Source organism: Verrucomicrobiia bacterium (genome assembly GCA_036405135.1).
Taxonomy (GTDB): Bacteria; Verrucomicrobiota; Verrucomicrobiia; order Limisphaerales; family JAEYXS01; genus JAEYXS01.
Map to the genome: position 1 here is coordinate 156,978 of DASWYF010000047.1, position 15,332 is coordinate 172,309.

Below are 15,332 nucleotides of genomic sequence, written 5' to 3' on the forward strand. Positions count from 1 at the left end.
TGGCAGCTCGGTTGCATGATACCCATCAGGCAACGTCGCAGCCGTACGACTTTTTGCTCAGATCCGGCACACCTTGTTATGATCAGAGACGGCAGGGGTTAAACCCTTCTGCCGAGTCTTTTCCGGGCGGGAAAGGCCACCACGGGAAAGCTGTGCAAGTTTGAACCAGACAACTTAACCGGTTTAGAGCGATGTCTCAAGTGGAGGTTTTGAAAATCCGTGGGCGTACGCAGTGCGGCTGTGCAAATTCGGGCGATTTTTGTGTCTCAACGACTCATCTCCCGGAGAATCTGATACTTTCGATGGACTTCGCGGGCGCAATAATTCGCGATTTGCCAGCCCTGTGGGCCATCCAGAAAGCCACCCCGCAAGATATAACCGCGCAACCAGCGGAATGTGGCGTGAGTATAGGGAGAGAGAAGATTTGCCGTGCGCCCGGCTTCCGCCTGCGTCTCAGCCCAGAGGCGCGCATATTTTTCACAGCGCTGCCAGTGGTCCTCGGCGTTTTTGAAAGAGTAGTGATGCAGGTCGCCTGAAAGTGGCAAAACCTTGCCTTCAAGCTCCAGGCGCTCATGCACACGACCGCCGGCGAAATGGGCGCGATTACGCCGGAATAAACGCGTGAGCCGGTCCGGATACCAATCGCCATGCCGGATCCATTTGCCCTCGTAGAGCACGCAACGCGGGACACTGTACCCGCTTACATCTGAAGGGATGTCCGCTTGCTTGAGTGCCTGTATTTCGGCTCGCAACCGGGGTGAGAGTTCTTCATCTGCATCGATGCTGAAGACCCATTCATTCTGCGCGAGTGAGAGGACGACATTTTTTTGCCCGACGTAGCCGAGCCAATCCTGATGCTGCCAACGGGCGTTGAATTCTTTGGCGATCTTGCTGGTGCCGTCCTTGCTGCCGGAATCGACGATGACGATCTCATCCGCCAGGTCTGCAAAACTTTTCAGGCAACGTGCCAGGTTTTCCTGTTCATTGAGCGTGATCAGGCAGAAGGAGATCTTCATTTCTGTTTATCTCCAATGGTGCGTTCAAGGATGGTCATCGTCTCCGCCACATTTCGCTCCAGCGAGAGTTGGGCGAGATTCGTTGAAGGCAGGTGATGATGGCGGGCGGACATCCAATAAAGCGTCTCCATCAATGCAGCCGAGATGTCGTCAGGCCGCTGGATGACGCTGCCGTTCACGCGCTGTTCGATGAGTTCGGAAGCGCCGTTGCAAGCCGTGGTGATGACCGGCAGGCCTGATGCGAGGGCTTCGCAGACCACATTTGAGGAAGGCTCGTAAATGGGAAGAAAGAGGAAAAGATCGGCGGCAGCGTAGGCATTCTCCACATCTTTACTGGGGCCGGCAAAGAGGACGTTTTTCCAATTGCCTGAGGGGCGCCTGATCTTGCCCACGACCAGTGTCTTGAGCGGGCGGGCTGGAGCCAGTTTGGGGGGCAGATCCAACTGCCAGTCACAGCCGTGGAGCCGTTCGGCGGTCAGCAGGTCGGTCGGGAGCTCTTTCAATGCTTCCCGGACCTCTTCAACCGCAGATGTGGTGCGCAGGACATGCCTGAGGCCTTTACGCTCCTGACCGGAGCCCACAAAGAGACAGACGAAATCGTTCTTATCGAAGCCGAATTGCTGGCGCGCTTCCGTGCGACGCGTGTTCTGAAAGCGGTCCACTTCGATGCCGTTACGCACAAGATGAATGCGCGCCTGAGGGTAGGCGAAATTCCGCAGTATCTCGCGCTCCACCATGTTGGAGTTCACGATCACCCGGCCCGTGTTTGCTGGATCGAATGTGCGTTTTTCCAATTCCAGCATGTTGCGGTGAAACGCGCCCATGCCGATAAAAGGCTTTTTCCACCATGGGGCATACTTCTTCCGTGCAGCGAGCCACTCGCTATGCAGTCCGTCTCCGGCGCGATAGACATCTTGTTTCAAGGTGCGCTCCAGGCTGAAGACGCAATCAAACTTGGAGGCTGCCAGCATCTCTTGGACACGCTTGGCGAAATTGACGGGGCGGTCAGCCCGTGAGCCGTTGACTTCAACAGGCTGGAATTGCACGCCTTGGGGTGGCTTCTCCCAGGCTTCGGCGAACAGATGCACCTCATGCCCTCCGCCGTTTAGGGCTTCGAGCAAACGCTGCATGTAAAGTTCCGCACCGCCCGTGGCAGCAAAGCGGCGGCGGATGAGCGCCAATTTCATGAGCTAGCCTGCGAGATGACTGGCTGGTCTTTGCGGCCCCACGCAAACCAGAGCGCGATGATCAGAGCCGCACCATTGAACGCCGTCATGATGTGGATAATCATACGATAAGCTTCAAAAGAATCCAGTTGCGGCAACCAGGGGCGCAACCGGAGCATCGTATAGACGTAACCGGCTGCCAGCAGCATCAACCAGGGGATGAAGGCATAACGCTTGCGCGCGATCAGACCGCCGACCACCACATTCGCCATCGTGAGAAGCAGCATGCACCACGCAAAACCCGCTACCAAAGGAGCCGCCTGCCACATCTCCGGGCTCTTGAAATAAAGCACCCGCAAAGGCAGCCATGGCAGCAAAGTGCTGGCGATCGCTGCCAGTCCGCCCATGATGGCCGTGGAGATCAAAGTCAGTTTCAACGCATCTGATTTTTCGGCTTTCGCCGCGCTTTGAACGATCTTGGGGAACATCACCATTGCCAGCGGTGCGGTGAATTGGAACAAAGCGAAGCCGATGTTTTGCCCGGCCATGTAGAGCTTTCTTTCACCCGCTTCAAACGTGGCCTGGATGAACGGCACATCAAAGGAAGAGAGCAGCAGAACGGCGCCCGTGCCGCCCATCAAAGGCAGCAATTGCAGCATCCATTCCCGGACCGGAAACTTTTCCCCCGGACCGCGAAGCACATCGCGTATCCAGTAAAGGCCAAAGACCAAGGCGATCCCTTGGCCTATGACCGCTGCAAGCATCGCTCCCGCCGATTGGCCGCGAAACATCAACACGATGGCGACCAGGGCCGCGATCCGCACGAAGCCATCCAAGATCATCGTCCAGCCCAGCCCGAAAAAGTTTTGCTTCCCTTGCAGGATGCCACGCGCCATCACCAGCCAGAGCTGGCTGAGTACAAGGCCGATGCTGAAATAAAGAGTCCAAGGATTGGTGATCGTAAAAGTCGTGATGAAACCCGACTGCTTCAACAGGATGGCGGTAAATACCAATCCCCAGATCACAAAGATGGCCAATGCGAAGGCGCGAGTGGCCGAGCGCAATTGCCGTTCTTTTTGCTCAGTGATCGCGGCGGCAGACTGTTGGGCGAAGATGGTCTGTAAAGCCGCCGCCGGAATGGCGATGAGCAACTGCAGCTTCAGCATCGCGGCAAAGATCTCGTATTCTGCTTCTTGGAGACGGGGCGGAGCGGTCACGCTGTGGACCAGCATCATGCAGCCGCCCATGAGTACGGTGGCGATGACCATCCAGCCGCTCTGGCGGAAGAACGAAGCTTTGGACTCGGCAGTGCTCATGCAGGGGAAATTCTCTCCAGAACGACTTCAACCGCCGCCTGTTCGGCCTTCGTTTTCAGGCGGGTGAACAACCCCTTCCAGAATCCGAATCCATAACATACGTGTGACAACATGATCAGTGGCGCCACCGGCCAGAAAAACTCCAAGCCGCGCGGCAAAGCCAAGGTTTGCCCGAATATGGCCAGAAAGTAAGCAAATAAAGGCCACCACAGTAATTTGGGCAAAAATGGCAAAGCGAGCAGGTAGAGGCAGAAGAGCGGGGGGACGAAATTCGGCGCGCTGCCCAGAGTCGGATTCACGCGGAACTGCTCGGCACGACCACGACCATAGGTCATCAGCATTTTCGCAAAAGCCTTGAGGTCGCGACGGGGACGGCGTTCCACGATGAACACCGGATCGTAGAGCAGCGTGAAACCTTCTTTTTGCAGCGTATCCATCAAGGCATTTTCTTCGTTCGGATAGAGTGCTTCGTCAAAGCCGCCAGCGGCCAGAAATTCCTGCTTCCGCATCATCATGTTGCAGAGGATGAGTTCCTTTTCCGAACTGGCGCGGAGTTGGCCGATAGGGGTGTAGCGCGCGCGGCTGGGACCGAAGGCGAGGAAACTGGCCATGACTTGCGCGAAGGCTTGCTCGATGTCCGGTGCGTCTTTCGGGCAAACATTCGGTCCACCGAGTAACGCGGCCTTCGGATGTTTCTGGAAATGTTGCACGCCGCGTTTAAGATTGTCGGTAGGAGCGATGGCGTCGTCATCGAGGAAATAGATGAGTTCGCCTGTGGCTTCCTTCACGGCACGGTTGCGCTGGATGGCGGGCTGACGGCCGCGGGCGACGATGATCTCCAGCCGATCTTTTGGGTAATCGAACTTTTGTGCGGCTTGAATGGATGGCACCTCGCTATCGCCCGGGCGGGCGGCAACGACGACGGTGACCAGCGGCAAGACCTCGCTCATGGCAGGGATTTCAGGAAACGCGTGAGCAGGGCGGTGCCGCGCTCCAGCGAGGCGAGCGAGATCCATTCATCGCCCGTGTGCGCCTGCGCAATGTGACCCGGGCCGAACACGATGCTGGGAATGCCGCTCTGCGCGAGCACAGCGGCATCGCAGAAATAATCCACGCCGATGGGCTTCGTCTGGCCGTTCAATTTCATGAACTCCTGCACGAGCGGCAGTTTGTGATTCGTCTCCAGCGCGAGGCAGGGGACGCCTTTGCCCTTCGCGAGTTTCACTTGCACGCCTGCTTTCTTAAAGAAAGCGGTGAGTTCACGGCGCACGCTCGTCTCTGTCTCACCCGGCAAGGTGCGGCGATCGATGGAGATGGTGCAATGTGCGGGGACGATGTTCGGTTGGAAGCCACCTTGGATGGAACCGACGTTGATCGTGCCGTGCTTGAGCAGCGGATGTTTCCGCTTCTTCAAAGCTTGCGCGTATTTCGTCTCCAGCAAATCCACGACCTTCGCCATGCGGTGGACGGCGTTATCGCCAAGTTCAGGACGCGCTCCATGCGCGGCTTTGCCCTTCGTCTCCAACCAGAGCCACACATCGCCTTTGTGCGCGGTGATGACTTTCAGTTGCGTGGGTTCACCGACGATGGCGAGGTCCGCTTCAAATCCAGAAGCAGCCACAGCGCGTGAGCCTCTCTGTTTTACTTCCTCATCGATGAGGCCGATGAAAACGATCTCGGTCTCGTTCGGGCGTTGCGTGCTGCGCGCGGTGTCCAGCACGGCGGTGAGCATGGCGGCGACACAGCCTTTCGTATCACACGCACCACGTCCGTAGAGGCGGCCATTGCGGATCTCGGGCTTGAGCAACTGATCGAGATTATCGCCGCCCACGGTGTCCATGTGCGGGGCGAGGACGATGCGATGCTTCACCGGACCGGAAGGCGTGAGGCGGATGAAGACGTTGGAACGGCCCAAGAAAACTTCGCGGGTCTCAACGGTCAAGCCAGCCTTCGCGCCCGTGGCTACGAGGAAGTCTGCGACGCGATGTTCGCCTGCGCGCGGATCGCCGGCGGGCAATAACTCTGGATTAACGCTCGGAAGCGCCACCAGATCGCGTAGCAGTTGAACGACGGGAGTCATGAAAATGCAGGATGTTCTTCTTCCTTCTCTCCTTGGAGGGGAGAAGGATTGAGGATGAGGGATGCCCGGCCCAAGTATTCACGCACGAACAAAAGCCCGGCACCCCTCACCCCGGCCCTCTCCCCTCCGAGGGGCGAGGGTGGTAAGTCTTCTGCCATTTTGGTGGCGTTTATTGGTGAGAAGCTCATGTCACTTTACAGCGTCGTGCGGAACCATTCCACGAAGCGCGGAATACCTTCCTCGATCTTGATGTGCGGATTGTAGCCGAGCTTCTCACGAGCTTTTGAAATGTCGGCATAAGTGATGGGCACGTCACCGGCTTGCATCGGTTGGCGATCAATGACCGCCTTCTTGCCCAGCGCTTTCTCGATGAGCTCGATGAGGTAATCGAGGCGCACGGTCTGCGATTCGCCGAGGTTGAAGACGTCGTAGCCGAATTCTTTTTGTGTGCAGGCGAGGACGCCATCCACGGTGTCGCTCACGTAGGTGTAGTCACGTGCGGTCGAGCCATCGCCGAAGACGGGGATGGGTTTGCCTTCGTGGATCATGCGGCAGAACTTATGAATGGCGAGGTCGGGGCGCTGGCGCGGTCCATACACGGTGAAGAAGCGCAGCATGATGACATCCATGCCATAGACGTGATGATACACATGGCCAAGGGCTTCGCAGGCAAGCTTGCTCGCGGCATACGGCGAGATGGCGGAGAAAATAGGATCGCTTTCGGAGAAGGGCACCTTCGCATTCACACCATAGACGGAGGAGGATGAGGCGATGGTGATCTTCTTCACCTTCCGTTTGCGCGCGGCTTCGAGGAGGTTCACGGTGCCTTCCACATTCACGCGTTGGTAGAGCGCGGGCTCTTGCAAGCTGGGGCGCACACCGGCACGGGCGGCGAGATGGATGACCTGATCGATCTGCGCGCTGGCGAAGACTTCTTCCACGGCGGCGTTATCCGTCAGGTCGCCTTGTACGAAGGTGAAGGGCTTGGCGAAGGATTGCAGATGGCGGATGGCGGACTGCTTGATGGCGGGCGAATAGAAGTCATTCAATTCATCAAACGCCCAGACGGCATGACCGCCCTGCAAGAGACGTTCACAAACGTGCGAGCCGATGAAACCAGCTCCGCCAGTGACCAAAAAATTCATTGGGGAAAGAGTAACAGGACGAGAGGGGTGGCGTCGAGAGGGGATGGGGAGGGATTGTTAAGGGGAAACACTGAAGCCGGTTGCACAGGTTAGGCAACAGGTTCAACTTTCATCGAGTTGCAGGTAAAGCAGTAACGCTTTGGGCCAAGAGTTTTTGAATGTCCAACTTATAGAGGCGCTTTTCGGCGACGAGATAAATGAAGGACAAGCGGGTGGCATGTTTTTCACCGGGTAGGCGTCCTTCGCCAAAGACGAATACGGCTTGGGAATCGGTTGACCAAGTTCCACGATAAGCTTTGCCGGAGCCGGGATCGCCTTCTTCCACATTCAAGATGGTGGCGGTGGTTTTCTTGGCAGTCCAAGTGACATCCAAGGCGTGGAAGTAATCCTTTTCCCGCCATTGGAGGCGATGGACTCCATCGGGTGAGTCGAGCTTGATGGGGATGTCGCGAAGATAGAAATGGCCGTTTTTCCAGTGAGTATTATTTTTAAAGGAATCGGCAAACTCCTGTTGATAGCGCAAGGCGGCGGGCGATTGGCTGCCGTCATGGATTTTGACACGTTCGATAAAGGGATCGAGGAATGAAATGAGCCAGCAGGCAAGTGCTGGCAGGAATAGGTATGCCTTCCAGTTTTTCATCGCTTATATCAGGATGGCCAGGTTGCAGAGCGGTGTCAATCTGGGCCTTGGGGAATGCCGGTTGACAATGTTGAATTGGTGCATACATTTTGTATGCGTGCGGATAATCAAGCAAAGCACGCTGCTGGCATTGGCTGAAAAACACCCGAAATCGCTTACGGCGATCAGGAGTTGGCTGGTGGTGGCCAAGCAGGCTGAGTGGCGAGGGCTGAATGACGTGCGACGGACTTACCCGCACGCTGATCTGGTGGAAGTGGGCAGCGGCAAGAAAGTGATGGTGTTCAATATCTGTGGCAATGCCTACCGGTTGATTGTGGCGGTCCATTTCAATACGGGCATGGTGTACATCCTCCGCTTTTTGACCCATGCCGAATACAGCAAAGATCAATGGAAAGAGCAGTTATGAAAACAGCAACCAAGATTGAATTTCGCAAGCTGCCGAAGACTTATTCGGGGCTATGCAAGCTGCTAATGCCGCGTCCCATTCATGACAGTGTGGGCTATGAGAATACCATGGAGATGACGGATGCGATGGTGTTGCATGAAGAAGATTTCACGGCGGATCAACGGGACTATTTCGACCTGCTTTGCCGATTGATCGAGCAGTATGACGCGGAGCAGGTTCCACCGATTGAGTTGCCACCTTTGGAAGTATTAAAACATTTGTTGGAGCAACAGGAAATGTCAGCGGCGGATTTATCCCGGCTTTTGGGTGGGAGCAGGAATTTGGGGGCAATGATTCTACGGGGCGAGCGTGGATTGACGACGGAGCATATCGCGAAGCTGGCAAAGCATTTTGCTGTGTCACCTGCGTTGTTTATTGGCAGTTAGCCGACGGTGTTCTTCTATTACAACCGTGACGTCGGTGATGCACTTGTCTTTTCCGTCCCGTTCGCTATCCTGCCAAGGCATGTCATCCAAGGTCTTTGCCGCTGGTCGTATCGCGTTGTTCTGCGGCGCGTTGTTGTCGTGGACCCTGCCCGCATTTTCTCAATCTGCCGAGCCGCTGGCCGGAACCAAGCAATTGACCATGGAAGGCGACCTCTCGGAGCAGATGGTCACGGGCATCAGCAAGTTCCTGGATCGTGAACTGGCTGCCTCGGTGGAAGGCCGCGCCCGCTTTTGGAAGCCAGACTTCTCCACGCGGACGACTTATAATCAATCGGTGCAGCCGAATCGTGAGCGGCTCGCGCGTATCATCGGTGCGGTCGATGCGCGCGTGACCAAGGTGAATCTGGAATACGTGGCTACGAGCACCTCCCCAGCGAAGGTGGCGGAGACGGATCGCTTCGTAGCTTATGCAGTGCGTTGGCCGGTGTTTGAGAATGTCTATGGTGAAGGGCTGATGCTGGTGCCGAAGGGCCGTTCCTCCTGTCGCGTGATCGCCATTCCGGATGCGGATCAGACACCCGAGCAGATCGCAGGGTTGGCTCCGGGCTTGCCCACGGAACTGCAGTTTGCCCGTCGTTTTGCGGAGAATGGTTGTCAGGTGATCATTCCCACGTTGGCCAGCCGGGCGGATACTTTTTCGGGCAATGTACGGTTGAACCGTTTCACCAATCAGCCGCATCGCGAATGGATTTACCGTCAGGCGTATGAGCTGGGCCGTCACATCGTGGGATATGAGGTGCAAAAGGTTCTGGCGGCGGTGGACTGGCTCGAAGGTCAACTGCCGACGAAAGATGCGATTCCACCCGAAGTGGGCGTGGTGGGTTATGGGGAGGGTGGTTTGATCGCTTTTTACAGCGCGGCGATTGATACGCGCATCGATGCCTGTTTCGTCAGCGGTTATTTCGGCAAGCGCGAAAAACTTTGGCAGGAGCCGATTTACCGGAACTTTCACGGTCTGTTGCAGGAATTTGGTGATGCGGAGATCGCCACACTCATCGCACCCCGTGTGTTCATCGCGGAGTATTCACCCGCTCCAGATGTGAAAGGTCCGCCGGAAGAACGCGCGGGTCGTAAGGGCGCGGCTCCGGGAAAGATTGTCACACCGGAATACAAAGACGTCGTCGCTGAATTCAATCGCGCTCAAATGCTGTGTGCTGAAGCGTTCCGGCCCGCGCTCATTTTGTTCAATGGTCAGGATGGTGCCTTGATGGGACCGATCAATGACACGGGCGTGTTGGCCACGATGCAGGCTTTGCGCGTGAATATTGAAAGCCTGCGTGTTCCCGGCCAGCAACCGACGGATTTGCGACCGACGTTCAATCAAGATGAACGGCAGGAGCGTCTGGTCCGTGATTTGGAACGGCATACGCAACGGCTCTTATTGCTGGCCAGCAGCGTGCGGGATGATTTTCTGTGGAACAAGGTAAAGCCGAACACGACGAACGAGTGGCAGGCTGCCATGCGGTCGTATCAGACCAAACTGTGGGATGAAAGCATCGGACGTTTCGCCAAAGGGACAAATGAGCTGAATCCACGCACGCGCAAGATCTACGATAAACCAAAGTGGACGGGCTACGACGTGGTGTTGGATGTGCATAATGACGTTTACGCCTGGGGTTATCTGTTGTTGCCCAAGGGGATGAAGCCGGGTGAAAAACGGCCTGTGGTTGTCTGCCAGCATGGTCTTGAAGGTGTGCCGGACGACGTGGTGAATGATAATCTGGAAAGCCCAGCTTACGCTGCTTACAAAGCTTTTGGTGCGCGATTGGTGGAGCGTGGTTTCATCGTGTTCGTGCCGCACAATCCGTATCGCGGCAAGGACGCCTTCCGTGTGCTGCAACGCAAAGCGAATCCGCTCGGCAAGTCACTCTTCTCGGTGATTCTGAACCAGCATGATCGCATTCTGGATTTTCTTTCCTCCCAATCATTCGTCGATCCGCAACGCATCGGTTTCTACGGGCTTTCTTACGGTGGCAAGACGGCGATGCGTGTGCCGGCTTTGCTGGACCGCTATTGCCTTTCCATCTGCTCCGGTGATTTCAATGAGTGGGTCTGGAAGAATGTGACGACGGACTGGAGCCGGAGTTACATGTTCAGCGGCGAGTACGAGATGCCGGAGTTCAATCTTGGCTCCACGTTCAATTATGCGGAGATGGCCGCATTGATCGCACCACGGCCTTTCATGGTAGAGCGCGGGCATAATGACGGGGTGGGCGTGGATGAATGGGTGGCTTTCGAATACGCGAAGGTGAACCGTCTCTACGGCAAATTAAAGATTCCGCAGCTCACGCAGATAGAATATTTCGACGGGCCGCACACGATCAATGGTCAGGCGAGCTACAAGTTCCTGCACAAGCACCTGAACTGGCCGGAGCCGAAACAGTAGAGCGTTGCTATTCTTTCAGACGCGACATTGCGAGCTTCAGGCGGGTGATGGATTCCTCCTGATGCTCGGCGAGGAAGAAGTGGTCGCCGCCGGTGATCACTTGGCTGGTGACTTGCACGCCGCGTGACTTCATCTTCTCCAGATTGTTCGTGAGCATCTGGTTTTGCACGAAGAGTTCTTTCTCGCCGCAGAGGAATTCCAACCGATGGCCTTCACGAAAGGCAGGCAGGGTTTCGTTGGCTGGATATCCCGCGATGCAGATCGCGCCCGTATATTGTCGTGCGCGAGGCCCGTAATGTTCCAAGACTCCATTCACGCCAGCAGATAACCCGATCAGCACTGGCTTGGGTAATGGTTCTTCCAATTTTAAAGTATCCTGAACGGCGCGTAACGATTGCTGGATGTAGAGAGGGTGAATGTTTCCACCGCTGAGGCCGTAAGCGGGTGCGATGATGACGCGATCGGGAAAAGCGCGGGCGAGGAGATGGATGGGCCAGAGGAAGCTGCCGCCGTAGCCGTGGAGGAAGAGGATGGGCGGTTTGTTCGTACCCACATTCTCCGGAAAGTAAACTGTGGCGAGGCCGTTGGTGGGCGTGGTCTCGGAGTAGCAATAGGGCAGGGCGCTACGGGCGTTTTTGAATACTTCGTCCTTCTTGATCTCAGCGTAGAGCGGGACGAGGAGACGTTGCAATCTTCCGGCCTGTTCTTGCGTGAGGCCGATCATCTGGGCGGCAGAGGCGCTCATGCCGACGGCCTGTGCCTCGCTCATGCTGGAAAGTCCCAGCCGATATGTCGCAAGCCAGCGCGAGTCGATACCGGTCGGCGGTTTGGAGGCGAAGCGTGTGGGCCATTGCAAGGTCTGAACGGATTGCGCGATACCGGTGAGAGCCAGCGCAAACAGGCAAGTGATGATGGAAATAGAGCGGACCACTTGCGGAGAACATCCCTTGCAAGACGCAGGAAATCAAGTGTCAGACTATTTCAGTGGCAGGGCGAGGTGACGGGTTTCTGCTTCACCTTCGATGTGGACGACCACTTCGCGTTCACCGATCTCACGGCACTCGACCACCTTGAATGTGTTTTCCCATGGCACCTTTTTCTTTTCGCCGATCATGAGAGGGATATTGCGTTTGCCTACGCCGATCAACGCCACCTTACGGTCACCAGTGCCGCTTACACCTTTCAGTGTTACCTCAAAGATTATAGGGGGAGCGTTAGTGGTTGGGGATGCTTTCGCTGCGGAGGCGGTTTGCGATACGGTTGCGACGGAGGCAGGTGAAGTCGTGCTTTTGGTTGTGGCTGAAGCAGGGGCAATAAGTTTTTTTGGTGAGGATTTGTCCCCTTTGCTGAGTTGTTCGATCCAGCGGATGTAGCTTTTCGGGCCGCCGTCCTGATAGCCAGAACGCGCTCCGAGCAGGGAGCCGTCCTTGGCGATGACGGCCACGAAAGGAAATCCCTGTCCGGCTCCGGAAGCCTTCGCGAAGGAGTCGAGCAGTTCCATGCGCTGGACAAGTTCGGGTTGCGCGCTGGTGAAGGAGGTGGGCATGAGATAGTCCGTCAGCTCCAGTTTCTCGGCGGCGAAGGTGGCCCATTCGGCTTGTGCGAAAACATCTCGCGACATCCGTTCGCAAACGGCGCAGCCGGTGAGATTAAAGCGGATCACAGCGGTTTTCCCGGAAACTTGCGAGCGCCTTAACGATTCGTCGATGACGGTGGATGCGGTGGGGGAGGCTTCTATCGGTGCTGCGGCTTTCGGTGCGCGCAGGCGTTCCCATAGTTGGATCGCATCTTCTTTGTAATGAAGTCCTGCCAAGGCCGCGCTGGCGATAAGCGCGACCACGAACAAGCCTTTGACCGCTTTGGCGAACTTCCCGGGCATAACAAGCGGGATTATGCAGGAAACTGAAGGGTGCGCAATCCCCGCTCCTAAGCTCTCGGATGAAATTTCCGATGCACCTCGCGCAAGCGGCTGCCAGCCACGTGAGTATATATCTCCGTGGTGCTGATGTTCGCGTGGCCGAGCAATTCTTGGATCACGCGCAAGTCCGCGCCGTGTTCGAGCAGATGTGTGGCGAAGCTATGCCGTAACATATGCGGTGTGATATTCCGTTTGATGCCTGCGAGCTTCACACGACGCTTCACGCGCCACCACATGCTAACGGAAGCGAAGCCGGTGCCGCGTTTGCTGAGGAATAATGTCGCGGGAGATTTGGGTGTCACCAGTTTTGGACGCGCGGCGTGCAGGTAACGATTGATCGCTTCCACCGCAATTTTGCCCACGGGAACGACACGCTCTTTGTTGCCTTTGCCGATGACGTTGATGAAGCCGGATTCGAGATGCAGTTGCTCAAGGCGGATGGTGCGCAGTTCGCTGAGGCGGAGGCCGGAGGCGTAGGCGAGTTCGAGAACGGCCTGATCGCAGAGCGCTTCCGGTGTTTCTACCGGCAAGGGCTTGAGTAACTGATCTACCTCAGCATTCGTGAGGGCTTTGGGCAAACGCTTCCAGCGGCGAGGCAGGGAAAGGTTTTCTGCCACATTTACCGGCAGGATTTTCTCGTTCTCCGCGTATTTGTAGAAGGCGCGCAACGCCGCGATCTGCAGGTAGATACTCTCGGAGCTCATCTTGGCTGCGGACTCCTTCGGCTGATCCATCGGCACGCGTTCACGTTCCGTTTGCAGGAAGGACATCAGGCATTTCAGGTCCACCTCGCGCCAAGCGCTGATGCCTTGGGCTTCTGCCCAAGCTGTGAATTTCCCCAAGAGCGCCGCGTAGGTTTTCTGCGTCTGCTCGGACTGGCCCCGCTCCAAGCGGAGGTAAGTCAGGAAATCTTCGACGAGGTCTTGCATATTTAATGCCGAGACCTGTTCACGCGCTTTTGAACTTCTTTGCGGATGCCAGCAAAGAAACCATCTAACTCAGCAGCGTTGTGTATTACTACGAAGCGTTCCGGATGCTGAGTGTATTCTTCCCGACGACGAATCAATTCATCTTTCACAGCATCTGTAAGTTCGGCTGTCATCTTACAGCTTCTTCCCCGTCAACCGCTCATACGCCTCCAGGTACTTCGCCTGCGATTTCATCACGATCTCGTTTGGCAAAGCAGGCGCGGGCGGGGTCTTATCCCAGTCCAGCGTCTCCAGGTAATCGCGCACGAATTGCTTGTCGAAGCTCGGTTGGCCTTTGCCCGCCTGATACTGATCTGCGGGCCAGAAGCGTGAGGAATCCGGCGTGAGTACTTCATCAATGAGGATGAGTTCGCCATTGTAGATGCCGAACTCGAACTTTGTATCCGCGATGATGATGCCGCGTTGGCGGGCGTAATCGCGGGCGAAGTTGTAGATCTTCAGGCTCAGGTCGCGTGCCTTCTCGGCGATGTCCTTGCCCACGATCTTTACCGCTTCCTCGAACGAGATGTTCTCGTCGTGGCCCGTCTCCGCCTTTGTCGCGGGGGTGAAGATCGGTTCAGGCAATTCCGAAGATTCCTTCAAACCTGCCGGCAGCTTGATGCCGCAAACCGTCTGGCTGGTCTTGTATTCCTTCCAGCCGGAGCCTGCGAGATAGCCGCGCACCACGCACTCGATCGCCAATGGCTTGGACTTCTTCACGATCATGCTGCGGCGTGCCACCTTGTCTGCGAACGGTTGCAGGATGGCGGGCAGGGGATCGTTCGCCTTCGCCAGGCGATGATTCGGCACCAGCTTTTCCGTTTGATCGAACCAGAAGTGGGAGATCTGCGTGAGCACCTCGCCCTTGCGCGGGATGCCGTTGGGCATGATGCAATCAAACGCCGAGATACGGTCCGACGCCACGAACAGCAGGCTATCGCCGAGGTCGAACACCTCGCGCACCTTTCCGCTTTTCACTTTCGGGATGCCCGGCAAATCGATCTGCAACAACGTTTGGTCACTCATCATCGCGCGGATGATGGGGTCCCCCCACGAAAGTGCAAATCGAAATTCCCAACCTCCCATCTTGCTCGTCCTCGATTCGTTAAAACCGTGAAACCGTGAATCGCTTCACCATTTAACCTATTTAACATTCCCCGAAATGGCCTTCTGCATGGTTTCTTTAGCCCGGCAACCCGTTCAAAGCATCCTGTTCTGCGGCACTCTAGCCTCCGGCCTCAACCTCCCAAACCAAACCCTCGCCAGCCACTTCACGGGAAAATGCTTGAGCGTCACGTCGAAAAACGGCGCTTTATTCGTCCTTCTCCCTTGGCAGTCGAACTTCGACCGGGAGAAGGATTGAGGATGAGGGTGCCCGGTCTTTTCGGACCTCGCACCTCTTCCTTCGCATTTCCCCACTGGGGAACTATGTCAAAGAGCAATGAAACCATCCGACCCCTGTGAGCTATCGTTTCCTCCCTCCCTACGATTGGGACTTCAGATTGAGCGCTTGTCCCTGACCCGGCCGGTTCCGCAGTGGGAATGGAGGTCGAACTTCGACCTAGGGATTCCCCGGTCTGGTCATAACCTATGACGACCGACGTCCCTTTCCCCCTCCGGCTTACGGACCCTGATCCAAACGCCCGATACACCCACATATCCTAAACCCGGTAGGGCGGAGCTGCCGCTCCGCCGTAACTCTTTCCGCAACTGAACTACCGGATTTGCAACAGTGGACTCGATAGCTATCAAAAGCTCTCTTGCCCCCGTTCCTAACGGTTCCATAAGAACTGCCACCTCCCCGCC

15 protein-coding genes are annotated in these 15,332 nt (G+C 56.4%); 3 read left to right on the top strand and 12 right to left on the bottom strand.

The window, feature by feature from the left end:
* Window positions 1-266: 266 nt before the first annotated feature.
* The 7 genes from VGH19_21675 to VGH19_21705 all read right to left on the bottom strand — a co-directional run bounded on the left by VGH19_21675 (window position 267) and on the right by VGH19_21705 (window position 7,363).
* Window positions 267-1,016, bottom strand: a complete 750-nt coding sequence (locus tag VGH19_21675; GenBank protein HEY1173990.1) for a glycosyltransferase family 2 protein — start codon at window positions 1,014-1,016, stop codon at window positions 267-269.
* Window positions 1,013-2,203, bottom strand: coding sequence for a glycosyltransferase family 4 protein (locus VGH19_21680; protein HEY1173991.1), 1,191 nt, complete (start codon window positions 2,201-2,203; stop codon window positions 1,013-1,015). Before VGH19_21680 ends, VGH19_21675 begins: the two co-directional genes overlap by 4 nt.
* Window positions 2,200-3,498, bottom strand: a complete 1,299-nt coding sequence (locus VGH19_21685; protein HEY1173992.1) for a hypothetical protein — start codon at window positions 3,496-3,498, stop codon at window positions 2,200-2,202. The genes VGH19_21680 and VGH19_21685 overlap by 4 nt, the downstream gene beginning before the upstream one ends.
* Window positions 3,495-4,448 carry a glycosyltransferase gene (locus VGH19_21690; protein HEY1173993.1) on the bottom strand — a complete coding sequence of 318 codons (954 nt, stop codon included), beginning with the start codon at window positions 4,446-4,448 and terminating at the stop codon, window positions 3,495-3,497. Before VGH19_21690 ends, VGH19_21685 begins: the two co-directional genes overlap by 4 nt.
* Window positions 4,445-5,578, bottom strand: coding sequence for a M20 family metallopeptidase (locus VGH19_21695; GenBank protein ID HEY1173994.1), 1,134 nt, complete (start codon window positions 5,576-5,578; stop codon window positions 4,445-4,447). The genes VGH19_21690 and VGH19_21695 overlap by 4 nt, the downstream gene beginning before the upstream one ends.
* A 194-nt stretch (window positions 5,579-5,772) precedes the next feature.
* A complete protein-coding gene (locus VGH19_21700; GenBank protein HEY1173995.1) occupies window positions 5,773-6,723 on the bottom strand; it encodes an SDR family NAD(P)-dependent oxidoreductase in 951 nt (316 codons plus the stop codon).
* A 109-nt stretch (window positions 6,724-6,832) separates the two neighbouring features.
* Complete coding sequence (locus VGH19_21705; GenBank protein ID HEY1173996.1) at window positions 6,833-7,363, bottom strand: hypothetical protein; 531 nt, start codon at window positions 7,361-7,363, stop codon at window positions 6,833-6,835.
* Between the two features lie 97 nt (window positions 7,364-7,460).
* On the opposite strand from VGH19_21705, the gene VGH19_21710 reads away from it, so the two are divergent.
* The 3 genes from VGH19_21710 (at window position 7,461) to VGH19_21720 (ending at window position 10,640) form a co-directional block, all read left to right on the top strand.
* Window positions 7,461-7,769, top strand: a complete 309-nt coding sequence (locus VGH19_21710; protein ID HEY1173997.1) for a type II toxin-antitoxin system HigB family toxin — start codon at window positions 7,461-7,463, stop codon at window positions 7,767-7,769.
* Window positions 7,766-8,194: a helix-turn-helix domain-containing protein gene (locus VGH19_21715; GenBank protein HEY1173998.1), complete on the top strand. Its 429-nt coding sequence runs from the start codon at window positions 7,766-7,768 to the stop codon at window positions 8,192-8,194. The genes VGH19_21710 and VGH19_21715 overlap by 4 nt, the downstream gene beginning before the upstream one ends.
* Before the next feature lie 79 nt (window positions 8,195-8,273).
* Window positions 8,274-10,640, top strand: coding sequence for a dienelactone hydrolase family protein (locus VGH19_21720; GenBank protein ID HEY1173999.1), 2,367 nt, complete (start codon window positions 8,274-8,276; stop codon window positions 10,638-10,640).
* A 7-nt stretch (window positions 10,641-10,647) separates the two neighbouring features.
* On the opposite strand, the gene VGH19_21725 is transcribed toward VGH19_21720, so the two are convergent.
* Genes VGH19_21725 through VGH19_21745 form a run of 5 tightly spaced genes read right to left on the bottom strand, consistent with a single transcriptional unit; the run spans window position 10,648 to window position 14,552 of the window.
* Window positions 10,648-11,571 (bottom strand): alpha/beta hydrolase, encoded by a 924-nt coding sequence (locus VGH19_21725; protein ID HEY1174000.1) that lies wholly within the window; start codon window positions 11,569-11,571, stop codon window positions 10,648-10,650.
* Between the two features lie 45 nt (window positions 11,572-11,616).
* A complete protein-coding gene (locus VGH19_21730; GenBank protein HEY1174001.1) occupies window positions 11,617-12,519 on the bottom strand; it encodes a hypothetical protein in 903 nt (300 codons plus the stop codon).
* 47 nt (window positions 12,520-12,566) lie between these two features.
* Window positions 12,567-13,487 carry a tyrosine recombinase gene (locus VGH19_21735; GenBank protein HEY1174002.1) on the bottom strand — a complete coding sequence of 307 codons (921 nt, stop codon included), beginning with the start codon at window positions 13,485-13,487 and terminating at the stop codon, window positions 12,567-12,569.
* 2 nt (window positions 13,488-13,489) lie between these two features.
* The gene (locus tag VGH19_21740; GenBank protein HEY1174003.1) at window positions 13,490-13,660 is read right to left on the bottom strand and encodes a hypothetical protein; all 171 of its coding nucleotides are present in this window, start codon (window positions 13,658-13,660) and stop codon (window positions 13,490-13,492) included.
* Window position 13,661: 1 nt separating this feature from the next.
* The gene (locus VGH19_21745; protein ID HEY1174004.1) at window positions 13,662-14,552 is read right to left on the bottom strand and encodes a phosphoribosylaminoimidazolesuccinocarboxamide synthase; all 891 of its coding nucleotides are present in this window, start codon (window positions 14,550-14,552) and stop codon (window positions 13,662-13,664) included.
* Between the last annotated feature and the right edge of the window lie 780 nt (window positions 14,553-15,332).

Coding starts and splice junctions, on each gene's coding strand:
- VGH19_21705 (HEY1173996.1), bottom strand. CDS start 7,363: ATGAAAAACTGGAAGGCATACCTATTCCTGCCAGCACTTGCCTGCTGG.
- VGH19_21675 (HEY1173990.1), bottom strand. CDS start 1,016: ATGAAGATCTCCTTCTGCCTGATCACGCTCAATGAACAGGAAAACCTG.
- VGH19_21745 (HEY1174004.1), bottom strand. CDS start 14,552: ATGAGTGACCAAACGTTGTTGCAGATCGATTTGCCGGGCATCCCGAAA.
- VGH19_21735 (HEY1174002.1), bottom strand. CDS start 13,487: ATGCAAGACCTCGTCGAAGATTTCCTGACTTACCTCCGCTTGGAGCGG.
- VGH19_21720 (HEY1173999.1), top strand. CDS start 8,274: ATGTCATCCAAGGTCTTTGCCGCTGGTCGTATCGCGTTGTTCTGCGGC.
- VGH19_21700 (HEY1173995.1), bottom strand. CDS start 6,723: ATGAATTTTTTGGTCACTGGCGGAGCTGGTTTCATCGGCTCGCACGTT.
- VGH19_21690 (HEY1173993.1), bottom strand. CDS start 4,448: ATGAGCGAGGTCTTGCCGCTGGTCACCGTCGTCGTTGCCGCCCGCCCG.
- VGH19_21715 (HEY1173998.1), top strand. CDS start 7,766: ATGAAAACAGCAACCAAGATTGAATTTCGCAAGCTGCCGAAGACTTAT.
- VGH19_21685 (HEY1173992.1), bottom strand. CDS start 3,498: ATGAGCACTGCCGAGTCCAAAGCTTCGTTCTTCCGCCAGAGCGGCTGG.
- VGH19_21680 (HEY1173991.1), bottom strand. CDS start 2,203: ATGAAATTGGCGCTCATCCGCCGCCGCTTTGCTGCCACGGGCGGTGCG.
- VGH19_21740 (HEY1174003.1), bottom strand. CDS start 13,660: ATGACAGCCGAACTTACAGATGCTGTGAAAGATGAATTGATTCGTCGT.
- VGH19_21730 (HEY1174001.1), bottom strand. CDS start 12,519: ATGCCCGGGAAGTTCGCCAAAGCGGTCAAAGGCTTGTTCGTGGTCGCG.
- VGH19_21695 (HEY1173994.1), bottom strand. CDS start 5,578: ATGACTCCCGTCGTTCAACTGCTACGCGATCTGGTGGCGCTTCCGAGC.